The organism is Mesorhizobium sp. M1A.F.Ca.ET.072.01.1.1, assembly GCF_004023325.1.
Taxonomy (GTDB): Bacteria; Pseudomonadota; Alphaproteobacteria; order Rhizobiales; family Rhizobiaceae; genus Mesorhizobium.
Window position 1 is genome coordinate 1 of record NZ_RZSF01000223.1, and the last position, 11,461, is coordinate 11,461.

At 63.0% G+C, this 11,461-nt stretch carries 17 protein-coding genes and 2 pseudogenes; 5 read left to right on the top strand and 14 right to left on the bottom strand.

Features of this window, described 5'->3' with window-relative positions; translation table 11 throughout:
- Window positions 1–318, bottom strand: a 318-nt coding sequence (locus EOA32_RS25335) for an SLC13 family permease (protein WP_348632221.1), incomplete at its 3' end; no start/stop codon positions are given.
- 599 nt (window positions 319–917) lie between these two features.
- Here EOA32_RS25335 and EOA32_RS25340 point away from each other — a divergent pair.
- The 3 genes from EOA32_RS25340 (at window position 918) to EOA32_RS25350 (ending at window position 2,861) form a co-directional block, all read left to right on the top strand.
- Window positions 918–1,208: a hypothetical protein gene (locus EOA32_RS25340; RefSeq protein WP_095784117.1), complete on the top strand. Its 291-nt coding sequence runs from the start codon at window positions 918–920 to the stop codon at window positions 1,206–1,208.
- A 92-nt stretch (window positions 1,209–1,300) separates the two neighbouring features.
- Entirely contained in the window at window positions 1,301–1,753 is a 453-nt protein-coding gene (locus EOA32_RS25345) for a GFA family protein (RefSeq protein WP_066997067.1), read from the top strand.
- 562 nt (window positions 1,754–2,315) lie between these two features.
- Complete coding sequence (locus EOA32_RS25350) at window positions 2,316–2,861, top strand: hypothetical protein (RefSeq protein WP_128373179.1); 546 nt, start codon at window positions 2,316–2,318, stop codon at window positions 2,859–2,861.
- 35 nt (window positions 2,862–2,896) lie between these two features.
- On the opposite strand, the gene EOA32_RS25355 is transcribed toward EOA32_RS25350, so the two are convergent.
- On the bottom strand, window positions 2,897–3,166 hold the full coding sequence (locus EOA32_RS25355) for a hypothetical protein (RefSeq protein ID WP_128373180.1): 270 nt from the start codon (window positions 3,164–3,166) through the stop codon (window positions 2,897–2,899).
- A 155-nt stretch (window positions 3,167–3,321) separates the two neighbouring features.
- Between EOA32_RS25355 and EOA32_RS25360 the strand changes: the two genes are divergently transcribed.
- Window positions 3,322–3,516 (top strand): hypothetical protein, encoded by a 195-nt coding sequence (locus tag EOA32_RS25360; protein WP_095778310.1) that lies wholly within the window; start codon window positions 3,322–3,324, stop codon window positions 3,514–3,516.
- Between the two features lie 124 nt (window positions 3,517–3,640).
- Here the strand turns inward: EOA32_RS25360 and msrA are convergent, their stop codons facing one another.
- The 7 genes and pseudogenes from msrA to EOA32_RS25395 form a co-directional block, all read right to left on the bottom strand.
- Window positions 3,641–4,159, bottom strand: a complete 519-nt coding sequence (msrA, locus tag EOA32_RS25365; RefSeq protein ID WP_128373181.1) for a peptide-methionine (S)-S-oxide reductase MsrA — start codon at window positions 4,157–4,159, stop codon at window positions 3,641–3,643.
- Window positions 4,160–4,384: 225 nt separating this feature from the next.
- Window positions 4,385–4,636 (bottom strand): hypothetical protein, encoded by a 252-nt coding sequence (locus EOA32_RS25370; protein ID WP_095824463.1) that lies wholly within the window; start codon window positions 4,634–4,636, stop codon window positions 4,385–4,387.
- A 146-nt stretch (window positions 4,637–4,782) separates the two neighbouring features.
- Window positions 4,783–5,106 (bottom strand): hypothetical protein, encoded by a 324-nt coding sequence (locus EOA32_RS25375; RefSeq protein ID WP_095778307.1) that lies wholly within the window; start codon window positions 5,104–5,106, stop codon window positions 4,783–4,785.
- Window positions 5,106–5,300 carry a hypothetical protein gene (locus EOA32_RS25380; protein ID WP_128373182.1) on the bottom strand — a complete coding sequence of 65 codons (195 nt, stop codon included), beginning with the start codon at window positions 5,298–5,300 and terminating at the stop codon, window positions 5,106–5,108. Before EOA32_RS25380 ends, EOA32_RS25375 begins: the two co-directional genes overlap by 1 nt.
- Window positions 5,285–5,524, bottom strand: coding sequence for an ABC transporter permease (locus EOA32_RS25385; protein WP_128373183.1), 240 nt, complete (start codon window positions 5,522–5,524; stop codon window positions 5,285–5,287). Before EOA32_RS25385 ends, EOA32_RS25380 begins: the two co-directional genes overlap by 16 nt.
- A gap of 104 nt (window positions 5,525–5,628) precedes the next feature.
- A complete protein-coding gene (locus tag EOA32_RS25390; RefSeq protein WP_128373184.1) occupies window positions 5,629–5,832 on the bottom strand; it encodes a hypothetical protein in 204 nt (67 codons plus the stop codon).
- Window positions 5,829–6,559 (bottom strand): annotated as a pseudogene (locus tag EOA32_RS25395) (glycosyl hydrolase 108 family protein). Before EOA32_RS25395 ends, EOA32_RS25390 begins: the two are co-directional and overlap by 4 nt.
- A 680-nt stretch (window positions 6,560–7,239) precedes the next feature.
- Here EOA32_RS25395 and EOA32_RS25400 point away from each other — a divergent pair.
- On the top strand, window positions 7,240–7,419 hold the full coding sequence (locus tag EOA32_RS25400; RefSeq protein ID WP_066997036.1) for a hypothetical protein: 180 nt from the start codon (window positions 7,240–7,242) through the stop codon (window positions 7,417–7,419).
- Window positions 7,420–7,421: 2 nt separating this feature from the next.
- On the opposite strand, the gene EOA32_RS25405 is transcribed toward EOA32_RS25400, so the two are convergent.
- From EOA32_RS25405 to EOA32_RS25425, 5 genes and pseudogenes are all read right to left on the bottom strand, one after another.
- On the bottom strand, window positions 7,422–8,051 hold the full coding sequence (locus tag EOA32_RS25405) for a hypothetical protein (RefSeq protein WP_128373185.1): 630 nt from the start codon (window positions 8,049–8,051) through the stop codon (window positions 7,422–7,424).
- 36 nt (window positions 8,052–8,087) lie between these two features.
- Window positions 8,088–8,528 (bottom strand): hypothetical protein, encoded by a 441-nt coding sequence (locus EOA32_RS25410; protein ID WP_128373186.1) that lies wholly within the window; start codon window positions 8,526–8,528, stop codon window positions 8,088–8,090.
- An 11-nt stretch (window positions 8,529–8,539) separates the two neighbouring features.
- A complete protein-coding gene (locus tag EOA32_RS40805) occupies window positions 8,540–10,162 on the bottom strand; it encodes a terminase family protein (RefSeq protein WP_348632222.1) in 1,623 nt (540 codons plus the stop codon).
- 309 nt (window positions 10,163–10,471) lie between these two features.
- Window positions 10,472–11,125, bottom strand: a pseudogene (locus EOA32_RS25420) (terminase family protein); the annotation flags it as partial.
- Complete coding sequence (locus EOA32_RS25425) at window positions 11,070–11,453, bottom strand: hypothetical protein (RefSeq protein ID WP_245499384.1); 384 nt, start codon at window positions 11,451–11,453, stop codon at window positions 11,070–11,072. The pseudogene EOA32_RS25420 and the gene EOA32_RS25425, both read right to left, overlap by 56 nt.
- Window positions 11,454–11,461: the final 8 nt, after the last annotated feature.

Consider the following 11,461-nt stretch of genomic DNA (forward strand, 5'->3'; position numbering starts at 1 on the left):
GGTCAGAAGCGTCACCATGACGAGCAGCATGAAGGGCGCGTGCGCATGCTCAATGGCGAAGCCGCCGAGCGCCCGGAACGCGCCCGACACTTTCAGATGCGCGACCACGATCATCATGCCGAGCAAAAGCGTGATCGTGTCGAAATTGATGGCGCGGTAGGCTTCCTCCATGCCGATCGCGCCGATGGCGATCATGGCGGCGCCACCGAGCAGCGCGATGCCGGCACGATCCAGCCTGAAGCCCGGAATACGGCCGACGGCAACGCCGGCATAAGTGGCTACCAGGATGAAAAGCGCTCCCGCGCCGGTCCATGTCATTGCAGGAAAATCCCGTTGCCTGCCCGCGCCCGACGGAATCTGCTCGGGCGCCCTTTGCCGGACGAGCTTTAGCAACGGCAGCGCAAAGGGAAAGGGTCGAGGGATGAAACTTTCCTCATCCGTCCGGGGCTTTTATATCTCGGATAGCTAATGTAATGTCTTGCGAAAACAGGGCCGACAATCCAGTCGTTGGGGACTAAATGGATGAACGCGGTCGTTGAAGCGGAGCATCGCGTCTCGCCAAACGAGAATCTGATGCCCTCGGCGGAATGCCGGCGCTGCCATGGCGCCAGGAAAATTTTCATTTGCGACCGCTGGGTCGCCTCCAACGGCCATTGCTGCCCGGGAGGAACGCACCGGCTGAGCTGTCCGGGACACAGTGTGATCTGCCTGGAATGCGGCGGATCGGGAGGCCAGAATGCCTGACCGGGTTCTTACCGACGTCGCACTGACCGTCGCTTCGCCGTCCGTCCGACCGCGACAAGGCCGGTTGCGCAGACATCGTCATCGGCGGCGTCTTGCTGTTCGAAAGCCTTGCGGTGTTTCGGCGGCGAGCCATATTCGTACCGCAGAAGCGATCACTGAAAGCTGGCGCCTCGATGAAAAGCCTGACGACCGCCCTTGTTGCCGGCACGATATTATGGACTGCGGGCGCCGCCGATGCGCGGCCCGACACACGCGCCATGACCTGTGGCGAGACGCAGGCGCTGATCCAGCGCCGGCATGCTGCGGTGCTGACCACCGGGCCCAACACTTATGATCGTTTCGTGCGCCAATTCGGCAATGAGTGCGACTGGCCGGAAGTCCCGATGTCGGTCGCGGTTCCGACCCGTGACGGTCCATGCCGCGTCTACCGCTGCGAGGAACCGGTCTTCGACTTCCCCGGTTGAGCGACGTACCGACCGCGCTGTGGAACAGTTGAGGCGGCATGCGAATTGTAGCGGATGGTGACACCAATGTCCCGGCTGCAGGAGGAACGGCCATGCTCAACGATGTCATGCGTAGCGGCAGCTGCCTGTGCGGCGGTGTCCAGTTCCGGGTTACCGGGGAGCCGCTGAGGGTGGGACTTTGCCATTGCAAGGACTGCCGCAAGACCAGCGGATCGGCGTATCAGGCCTTTGCCATATGGCCGCGCCAGGCATTCGAAAGCGCGGGTATCACCAGCACCTATGGCGGACGAAGCTTCTGTCCAACCTGCGGCAGCCGCTTGCCGTCGGTTCGCGAGGACGAGGCCGAGGTGATGATCGGCAGCCTGGATGTCGTGCCGACCGAAGGGCTTGAGCCCAGCTACGAATTGTGGATCGGTCGGCGCGAGCAGTGGTTGCATCCTCTGCCCGAGGCGAGCCAATTCGAGCATGACCGGACCGTCGCTGAGTCGGCGGCCGATGATGCCGAGCCGGAGGCCGTGCGGGAGCCCTATCGCGAATCGGCCTAAATGCTGAATGGCAGTAAGGCTTAAGTCGCAGAGCAAAGACGCATCGGTCCAGCGAGCCGGCGCCTATGCCCCTGAACGACCGGGCGCTGACCGCGAGGGCCTTGTCTTCTTCTGGAAGTCGGGCATTTTCAACCAACGGTCGGTTTGCCGGAGCGGCAGCGGCCGCTAGCATCCCCGGCGCGGCGAAAACCTTTTGGAGGCCGCTTCGGCCGGCGCGGCTCAGGCAACACCAGCATTGCCGCGCCGGCCTTACAAGATGGATAGTATGTCCAGCCCAGGCGTTGCGTCCGGGCGAATACAACTTTTGATGTTGTTTAAGTTCGAAAGCTTCCTTCTCGCGCGAAGCACCGGCTTCATTTGCGACACGGAAATGAAAATTGTTTCGGCCAGAGAAAATTTTTCACCAAACGTATTTCCTGGATGATGCCAACTATGCGGCGTAGCTACGCAAGCAAGCGGCAGGCCCAATCATTTTCCTGCCTTGTACAAAAACTCACCTTTGTTTCTTTTTGATTTTAAGACATAGTACTGGCGAATCCTGAAACCGGACGGGGCGGTTTTCATGACACTGGCGCCTCAACGCAGCCGCAACCTGGATATGCGGTATCCACCTATCGACGGGTTTTGGACCTGGGACATCAAGCGCGACCGCGTCTATGGGGACGCGAATCTGTCCGCTTATTTCGACCTGACGCTCGAGGAGTTCTCGCACGGCGCGCCGCTGGAGCGGTGCATGCAAAGCATCGAGCGGGACGATCAGCCGCGGGTTCGGCTGGCGATCCGCAAGGCGATCGAGCGCAGGTCAGGTTTTCGCGAGGTCTACAAGGTCCGCTCGGAAAAGATGGGGCTGCGCAAGATCCTTGCCGTCGGCCAGTGCTATGTCGATGACATGGGCGAGGCAGCGCTCTATCCCGGCTGGTTCATCGACCTGACGCAGGATGCCGCGGGCGAGGATCACTCGCTGCGCGAGATCCACGACCATGTCGAGCAGGCCAGGGAAATCGCGCAGTCGATCGGGGACGACATGCTTTCCTACCTGCTGGACAACATCCAGGAAGAGACCCTGCAAAGGCTTGGCGAGAAATCGAGGAGGCGCAAATCGTCCTGAGGCGATCTTTGGCAGTTTCTCGGCCGGGTTCCGGGCTAGCTTCTGGGCGGAAGCCTGCCGCGCCTGCTTATCTCGGCCGTCACCAAGCGCGCGAAATGCGAGCGGGGCGAGCGGCGCTCGATAAGCTTGGCTCGCTCGAGGGCGGCGTCGCCGTAGAATTCGATCAGCACGTTGGCGGCCTTGGCGGCATCGGCCTGCAGCCTGCCGAGATCGGCCTGTCCGCTCCCGCTCGCGGGCTCGCTCCTGGCAATCACGTCAAGCATGGCTTGCAGCTTGTCGGGAGTGCTGCCCTCGTCTTCATGCATAGTCGCCATCCGATTGGGGGCGTAAAATATCGACATTTTCGCGCGATGTGCAACAGCTTCATTGATCGAGCGCGGCTGCAGCCGGGCGCAGCATGGCCGCGAGTGAGCCGACAACCTTCGTACAAGTATAGTCAACGCAGACATTGGGGGCACCGATGGACCAGCCGAGCAAAATGGAAAACCTGCAGTTTGCGCAGGGGATCTTGCGCGAGCTTCGCCAGAAGGCTGAGGCCGATGGCGAAAAGCTTCTGACCTATCTCATCGACATGGCTTACCTTGAAGCCAGCGACCGCATCCGAGCCCACTGGATCGGCAGCCACGAAAACGAGAACCGCCGGGCCAAGGGCTAAGGGCTACTGTTCCAGCCGGAGCATGCCGGCAAAGTGCGAGCTTGCGCCCAGAACGCAAAAAAGCCCACCATGCCTTTCGGCACGGCGGGCGTGATCCTGAATGAAGGGCTGCGCAGCCCTAATTTTATGATGCGGCGGCCTTTTCGCGGACGGGCAGCTTCCAGCCCGGCCGAACGAAATGGCAGGTATAGCCGTTGGGGTAGCGCTCCAGATAATCCTGATGTTCGGGCTCGGCCTCCCAGAAGGCACCGGCCGCAGCGAGCTCGGTGACGACCTTGCCTGGCCAGAGACCCGAGGCGTCGACATCGGCGATGGTGTCTTCCGCCACCTGCTTCTGTTCGTCGCTGGTATAGAAGATCGCCGAGCGGTAGCTCATGCCGACATCGTTGCCCTGACGGTTCCTAGTCGTCGGATCGTGGATCTGGAAGAAGAACTCGAGCAGCGTGCGGAAACTGGTCTTGGTCGGATCGAAGACGATCTCGATCGCCTCGGCATGGGTGCCGTGATTGCGGTAGGTTGCGTTCGGCACGTCGCCGCCGCTGTAGCCGACACGGGTGGAGATCACGCCGGGCAAGCGGCGGATCAGATCCTGCATGCCCCAGAAGCAGCCGCCGGCAAGGACCGCGCGTTCGGAAGAAGCCATGTCAAACCTCCTTGGATTTCTCCATAAGTGGGGATTGTGGCCTGCTTCTTCCAGCGGCTCAAGCACCTGAAAAAGGGCGCCCGGAAAAGGGCGCCTGAAAAGGGGCGACGGGGAAGGCGCCTGGAAAAGGGCGACTGGCAGGGAAACTAACCCAACCACGGTGCCCAGTCTGCGCCGATTGCTCGCCGGTCGGCCAACCGGCGAGCCTCGGGCTGAGCACCAGCTTCACTTGGGCCCTTTATCGCCCCTGCCGTTGTCGCCTCCGCCATTGTTGCCCCGGCCGGGATTCCCCCGGTCATGGCCATGGCTTTCACCACCGAGGCAATTGGCGTCGCCGACGCCGCAGCAGCGGCCGGCCCACAGCTTGTTGGTCGGCGTGTTGTCGCATTCGTAGATCTGCTGGCCGGCCATCGCGGATCCACCCAGGGTGGATACGGCCAGGGCGGCAAGAAGTGCATTGCGAAGGATTGCAATCATCGAAAATCTCCATGGATACATGGGTGTTCATTTGCACCGATGCGTCGCATGACCACGCGAACTGGTTCATCGCGATTGGCAGAATTCTTCCCGGCCGATGTCGCCAATGGTCGGGATCGATCGGAACGGCTACCATTCCTCGCCGCTCATTCTTCTGGTGCGGGCCTGAAGCGCCGCACCACCACCTCGAACACGATGTCCGAAATCCACATGGCCGAGACGCCGATCAGGAAGGCGGCGGCTAGAGTGGTGGTGTCGTCGGCGGCGTCGGGCATCGGCAGGCCGCTGGCCTCGACCCAAGCGACCGTGGGGAGCGTCAGATAGGCGGCGGCCAAGGCGCCGCAGATCGGCGAGGCGATCATCTCGCGCAACTTGTAGCGATGACGCGACAGTGCCCTGAGCACCCCGCCGGCGAGCCCGGCGGCCACCACCTGACCCTTGACGCCGAGCAGGTCGAAGATGTCGTGCATCAGGGCCTCCAGCCACAGAGTTTTTCGCCCTTGCGGTTGTGGGCGAGAAGCGCCCGCGCCTCCTCGTCCGACAGCGTCTCGACGGCCTTGCCGGAAAGACGCAACGGCGAGGCAACCGCGCAGAAACCGCCCTTGGCCGTGGTGCAGCCGCAGAGCGCTGCGACGACGGCGGCGGCGATCAGTCCCTTGCCCATGACTTCAGCTCCTTCTTGACCGCACCGGCAGGCTGCGCGCCGATTTCGTTGTCGACCTGGACGGTGATATCGCGGGCTGCCGCCTCGCTGGCCGCCTGCCGGTCGCGCTCGGCCCGCGCCCCCGCAAGCCTTTGGTGAAAGCCCCAACCAAGTGCGGCAATGAAGGAGGCCAGGACGCCCAAAATCGCCGGATTGCCCGAGAGGAAGGACAAGAGCGCCGTCATGCCAGCCACCACACGACGAGCGCCGCGATCAGGAGCAGCGCACCGATGACCCAAGGCAAAGCCTGGCGAACGAGTTCGGTGAAGACCTCGACCATTTTGCTACCTCATTTCGACCAGTGGAATTTGCGGGCGAGCGCGTACCAGGCCTCGGCGGCGAAGCTGAGCGCCAGGCCGAGGGCGGTTTCGAGCGCCATCTGGATGTCGGGATCGGCCGAGAGCGCCTCGGCGTCGCCGGCGCCCAGCAGCCCACGCGCGACGAGCACGCCCGCGCCATAACGCAGCGCTATGCGGATGATGATTCCGATCATTGGCAGAACACTCCGAAGAGATTGCAGGGAAGATGCGCGGCCCAGGCGGCGGCCGAGCCGAGCGCCAGCGCGACGAGAGCGAGAACGCCCGCGGACCTGCGAGGCGATGCCTGCAAAGCGGCCGGCGGGTCGTCGTCGCCGCCAGAGGCGTTGATGGCCGACTGCGTGGCGTCAGCGACCGGAACTCGCGACGAGGATTGACGCGGCGCCTCCGGCTGCGCCGAGAAGAGCAGCGCCTCGGAGCGCACCGAGGCGACGCGCGCGCTCCAGCCCTTGCCGAAGGTCGGCCAGATCGGCAGCCGCTGGAGGAAGGCAAGCCGCGCATCGCAAAGCATGTCGATGACGACGCCGGCGGGTTTCGCCCGGGCCGCGGCTAGCGTCGCCGGCCCGATGCGGCCGTCTTGGGCGAGCCGAGCACTGCCTGGAGGTATTTCGCCGCCCTGCCCGGCCCGCTGTTCACGGCAAAGTCGAAGACGGTATAGTCGACGCCGTCGGGGAGCTCGGCGCCGGATACGGCGTCCCAGTAGAACCGCCGATAGACGGTGGCCACCTGGCCGTCCGTGATCTTCCTCAGATCGGCCTTGCTGGCGTCGGCCTTCACGTGGCGGCGGAAGTTCGCGAGTGTGACGCCCTTCATGGTGGCGCCGCCGGGATCAGCTTTTCTGTCCGACCAGCCGCCTTCGGATTTGAGCACGAGCGCAAGCGCCCGCGCGAAGTTGCGGTCCATGAGAGGCTCCTTGGCTTGCTGGTTGGTGGGAAAAGCTCGGCCGGCGACTTGCGTTCGCGCCGATTCAGTTCTTTAGAAAAACCTTAATTGCCGTGTGGCAATGTCAGGAGACGGCGGTTGGGCTCCGCCGGTTCGTGGGGTTGAGGCGTTCACGCCGAGGGGTTGGGCAAGATGGGTTTGATGTTACCCGAAATGGGCGAGTGCCAGGGCTGCGGCGGCACCGGCACGATCTTCGAATGCCCGAGATGGCGCAGTTCCAACGGCCACTGCTGCCCGGCGGGAACGCATCAGCACAGATGTCCGGGGGTGAGTGTGCGCTGCGCGGAGTGCGAAGGGACGGGTGGGGTTCGGGTGGCTGAGGGGTGTGCGGTGGAGAGCTTGCGGTAAACACAGCCTGCCAACGGGTTCTAGGAAACAGTGGCTCCTACGCTTGCCTCGCGTTCCTCGACCTGTGCAACCGAATGGGCGCGATGATCCTGCTCGTAACCGCTTTCGGGCGAAACGATCTGTCGGTCGACGCCCCTTTTTCTACAAAATGCTTCGCCCTTTCCTTTCCGTCCAAGCGGCAGGCTGGTATGGTTCCGGGTATTCCTTTGAGGTGCTGACGGATATCGGGAACGCCAGTTGGGCTGGGGTTTACCGATAAGAGTTGGCGCGGAAGATGTAGAGAGACACCATTCATGGAAAAGCGCCCGACCAAGGGAGAGAAGACTTGGATAGCCGCGCAAGAAAGGTTCGAGGCTGAGGAAGAAATTCCTTCGCCCCCGCCCTATCAGTGGGCGCAAGCGATGTTCGAGATCCGTCTCGTTCTCTGGCTTTGCTTTGCCATGCTTTGCATCATCGCGTGGCGAATCTGGTAACTCTAACGTAGGACAGCGGCAACTAAACCGTAGTTGATGCCAGTCACACTTCGCGTTGCCGTGACCATTCTGCCCACTTCCGCCGCATTAGCTTGATAGCTCCCACCCGACGCTGATCGGCCCGACGTTCCGACTGTAAAGTCATATTCTTCTGTGATGCCCGCCCAAGTATAGGTTGGAGCTGAATTGCCGCAGCGCGCGCAGGCGAACAAAAGACCGTGGTCGTCGACGTTGATGGTACCTGTGCCCGGATTGGCGCTACTAACCAGGGTTGCGGTCGGGACTAAGCTTCTGAGGTTAAGGCACCGGTAAGACGCGATCGACATCATCTGTGCACCCCAAGATGCGCCGCAGACGATGCTAACGGTTTGGTTGCCCGCCGCTATACTTGATGGCAGCTTGGCTGCGACGATGGCTGCGTAGGTCGACGCCACTATCGTATCCACGAGGATGGAAAAAGCGACGCCGGCAATAGTTCCGGAGATCGAGGTAATGGAGCCCGAGTTGCCTGATCCCAGCACCTCACAAACAACGCTGCGCTCAGTCGCCGCTCCCGTGTCGACAGTAAAGTTATAACTCGACAATGAAATATCGTTGTATGCCGTTGCGATGAACGACTTACTGGGCAGCAATAGGCCAGCCTTAGGTGGAGCAATACCGGGTAGCATCTACAAATCAAGCTCCAAGACGATCTTCAACTCACTGACGGATATTTGGTAGGTGGCAAGCATAGCCGTAACCCTGTCCTTGGCAGTCGGAGGAGCTGGCGGCCGAGGGATGTCCTCGACTTCGTAGACCTGCTGGATGACAGCACCAGTTTCAACATAGGAGGGTGAACCCACCGTCTGCTTGCCGTCTGGCGCATTGAACGGGACAGCGATTTTGCCGCCAACGGCCTCCACTTCTTCGAGGGCCCAGATGCCTTGATCATAGAAGCCGCGCAGGCTGTCGCCGTTCATCTGGATTTCGATGGGGTAAGGGTCGCACGGCGTTTCCACCTGCCGACCGTCGCCGTAAACAGCGGTGTAGGTGCCTATCATCTGTATAACGATCGAGGAGCCGTGCCACTCCTGCCAAACGTCATCGATCTTGCGAACAAGAATGGACATTTCGAACTCCTTTAGGTGCGGATGACGCCGGTGACGACGATCCGGCTGGTGGTGTCGACGAAGCCGACAAGGAAGACGGTTTCCGATGTGCCGATTGTGATAGGGAACCCTTCGACGCCGGTAGCAACCGCGAAGTTGGCGCTAAGGCCCAGGGTGCGGGCGGAAGTAACGGCCGTGGCCTTCAACACGAAGCCAAAGAGCGGATTCGCATTAGTTGGATTGCCAAGGGTGGCGTTCGTGGATAGCGCCACAGAAGCATTATTGCCCAGCGACATGTCCCACGTGACCGTCGCACTCGAGGTGAGCGCCTGGTAGGCCACGGTCGTCTTCAGAGCCGCCGCGGACAGGAGCTTGCCCGCAGTGCCGAGCTGAAATTCGCTATTCGAGGCTATTGCCGCGGAAGCAAGCATCGCATAAGTCAGCACGCCAGCCGGAACCATGCCGGTCGTGATCTGCCCGAACCCCACAGCGCTAGACACACGCCGCAGGACCGTATCGTCGGCAGCAGCCGCAATGTCTGCGCGCACGCCGCTCGAATTGGCAGACCGGCCGAAAACACTGACGGCTCCGCCATTGTCCAATTTGGCGGGCGAGAAACTGCCATCCGGGACCGTCACCGTCCCCGTGAATGTCGGGCTGGCCTTCGGCGCGAAGCTCGTGTCCACATAGGCGGTGGTGGCGAGCTTGGCGCTGTTGTCGCCGGCGGCCTGTGTCGGCGCCGTCGGCGTGCCGGTGAAAGCGGGGCTTGCTTTCGGCGCCAAACTCGCCACCGCCACCCCGATGTCCTTGCCGGCCTTCCCCGTCGTGCCGGCGAAGGTCACGATGTTGTCGGTCACCGAACTCGCCGGCCCGGAAAAATCACCGCTGCCAAGGCCATCCGCGCCTTTGTCGCCGGCGTGGGTGAAGATCAGCCAGATGCCGTCGGCGGTCGTGGGCAAGGTGCCGGCGCCACTGACATAGGCGAGCGTCAGTTTGCGATAGCGTGTCGCGGCCATCAGGTCGTCGCGCAGTTTCACGACCTGGCCGTCCTTGCGGTGGTAGAGGCGGAACTCCTCGAACCAGGCGTGAAGCGTGGAAAACACCTTGAAGCGGCCGGACTGCATGCGGTCGAGCATGTCCATCAGGCCGGCCTCGACCGAGACGGAGCCGTCGGCGAAGCGGGCGTGACCCGAGAGCGTGGTCAGCCCATGCGCGGCATATTGTTTTGCGAGCGCAACGCCGGCGCCTTCCAGCGTTTCGCGGCGGCCGTCGCGCGGCCAGGCGAAGGGCAGCCATTCGCCCCAGGCCTTCAGCGCCAGCGCCTGCATCGCCGGTGTCTGCTGCGCGGCGCGGTGGGCCTTGGTGACGTAGACGATGTCGGCCTCGGTGTCCCAGACGAGCTCGACCGCGGCCGAAGGATGGTCCCAGCCGAAATCGAGCGCGCCGATGCGCGGCCACCAGCGCGGCAGCCGGAACGGCTCGCAGGCGATCATCTCCTCCGGCACCGGGAAGATGCGACCGGAGCCCAGCACCGGAATGCCGTTCGCGCGCGCCTCGCGCTCATGCTCGGGATAGGCCGCGATGATTTCGGCGCGCTGTTCGGGCGAATAGTGCCCGGCATCGTCGATGGTCATGAAGGTCACGTGTCGGGACATGGCAAGCTCCAGTTCCTCGCCCCACGAACGTGGGGGAGAGGTGCGGCGAAGCCGTGATGGAGGAGAGGGAATGGCGCCGACGGCCATACTGCCAATCTCCCCCCTCGTGGGGGAGATGTCCGGCAGGACAGAGGGGGGCGCGAAGGAGCGCTATCCTGCAGGACTTTATGCCGTTCGAACCGGCTGAATTAAGAGACTTCGAGAGGCTGGCGGGACAGCGCCCCCCTCTGCCCTGCCGGGCATTTCCCCCACAAGGGGGGAGATTGGCCGTCACTCACCCCTTGCCCAACTCTCCACTTCTTCGCTCGACAAAAACCGCAGCACCACATCCGACATCCCGAGCAGCGGTGTGAAAGTCACGATGGTTATCCCGCCCGTCGCGTTGGTGCGGGTCAGACCCTCGGAATAAATGTCCAGCGGCGGCTCCTCGTCGAACCAGACACCGTGCAGCGTCTCGCCCTGCCATTTCTCGCGGCCTTTTTCGTAGGACTTGAAGGAGAGCACGCTTTCGCCCGCCTGCACATCGCCGCCACCGCCCCAGCGCACGACGACGCTGTCCAGCGCTCCGGGCGCGCCGCGGCCCATCGTCGTTTCGGCAATTGCGTCGGCCGGGATCATGCCGGTGCCCCATTCCGCCTGTTGCTGCGGCGGGCCGACCAGCACACGCTGCGGATTGTCGCGCGTGCCCTCGCCGGTGACGCCGGCGGCCCAAAGCCGGACGGGCGTGTCGAACACCTTGCCCATCCACCAGTCCGGATAGCGGCCGGTGAGGTGCATGGCCCATTCGGCGCCCCCTGCCTTGGTCTTGCCGAGCTGGTTACCGGCCATGAACAGGCGCTCGCGGTTTTTTGCCCCCGCCGCGTGGAACTCGGCCTGCCTTTGGTACGGCCTGTAGGCAGCAAGAAGGTTACGTTGACGGCGTCGGTCCACCTCCTCGAGCAGCGCCAGATAGGTCGCCATCATCGACGAACGGCCGCAGCCTCGCTTCGAGGCAGCGGATGCGGCTGCGGATCTCCTCATCGCTCAATTGGTCCAGACTGTTTTGGTTCGCATCGAGACCCTGCGAGAACTCTTTGGGCAGCATCGTCAGCACGACCTTCAGATACTGGTCGGGCTTTTCCGCCCTGACCGCGGCGATGACGCCGGCGCCATGGGCGCGGAAATCAGCGCGCAGCGCCGCGGCGAAATCGTCGCCCAGCGTCTTTTTCGAGCGCCTGGCTATCGGCGCGCCGGCGCCCGAACCGCTGGAGCGAAGGCTGAGCCGGCCGCCGCGCCTTGCCTGCGCAGTCAGCCATTGAC

Bases quoted from the DNA above. Each gene is read 5' to 3' on its own strand.
- EOA32_RS25340 (WP_095784117.1), top strand. From the start codon at position 918: ATGAAAAGCCTGACGACCGCCCTTGTTGCCGGCACGATATTATGGACT.
- EOA32_RS25345 (WP_066997067.1), top strand. From the start codon at position 1,301: ATGCTCAACGATGTCATGCGTAGCGGCAGCTGCCTGTGCGGCGGTGTC.
- EOA32_RS25350 (WP_128373179.1), top strand. From the start codon at position 2,316: ATGACACTGGCGCCTCAACGCAGCCGCAACCTGGATATGCGGTATCCA.
- EOA32_RS25355 (WP_128373180.1), bottom strand. From the start codon at position 3,166: ATGCATGAAGACGAGGGCAGCACTCCCGACAAGCTGCAAGCCATGCTT.
- EOA32_RS25360 (WP_095778310.1), top strand. From the start codon at position 3,322: ATGGACCAGCCGAGCAAAATGGAAAACCTGCAGTTTGCGCAGGGGATC.
- msrA (WP_128373181.1), bottom strand. From the start codon at position 4,159: ATGGCTTCTTCCGAACGCGCGGTCCTTGCCGGCGGCTGCTTCTGGGGC.
- EOA32_RS25370 (WP_095824463.1), bottom strand. From the start codon at position 4,636: ATGATTGCAATCCTTCGCAATGCACTTCTTGCCGCCCTGGCCGTATCC.
- EOA32_RS25375 (WP_095778307.1), bottom strand. From the start codon at position 5,106: ATGCACGACATCTTCGACCTGCTCGGCGTCAAGGGTCAGGTGGTGGCC.
- EOA32_RS25380 (WP_128373182.1), bottom strand. From the start codon at position 5,300: ATGGGCAAGGGACTGATCGCCGCCGCCGTCGTCGCAGCGCTCTGCGGC.
- EOA32_RS25385 (WP_128373183.1), bottom strand. From the start codon at position 5,524: ATGACGGCGCTCTTGTCCTTCCTCTCGGGCAATCCGGCGATTTTGGGC.
- EOA32_RS25390 (WP_128373184.1), bottom strand. From the start codon at position 5,832: ATGATCGGAATCATCATCCGCATAGCGCTGCGTTATGGCGCGGGCGTG.
- EOA32_RS25400 (WP_066997036.1), top strand. From the start codon at position 7,240: ATGGAAAAGCGCCCGACCAAGGGAGAGAAGACTTGGATAGCCGCGCAA.
- EOA32_RS25410 (WP_128373186.1), bottom strand. From the start codon at position 8,528: ATGTCCATTCTTGTTCGCAAGATCGATGACGTTTGGCAGGAGTGGCAC.
- EOA32_RS40805 (WP_348632222.1), bottom strand. From the start codon at position 10,162: ATGTCCCGACACGTGACCTTCATGACCATCGACGATGCCGGGCACTAT.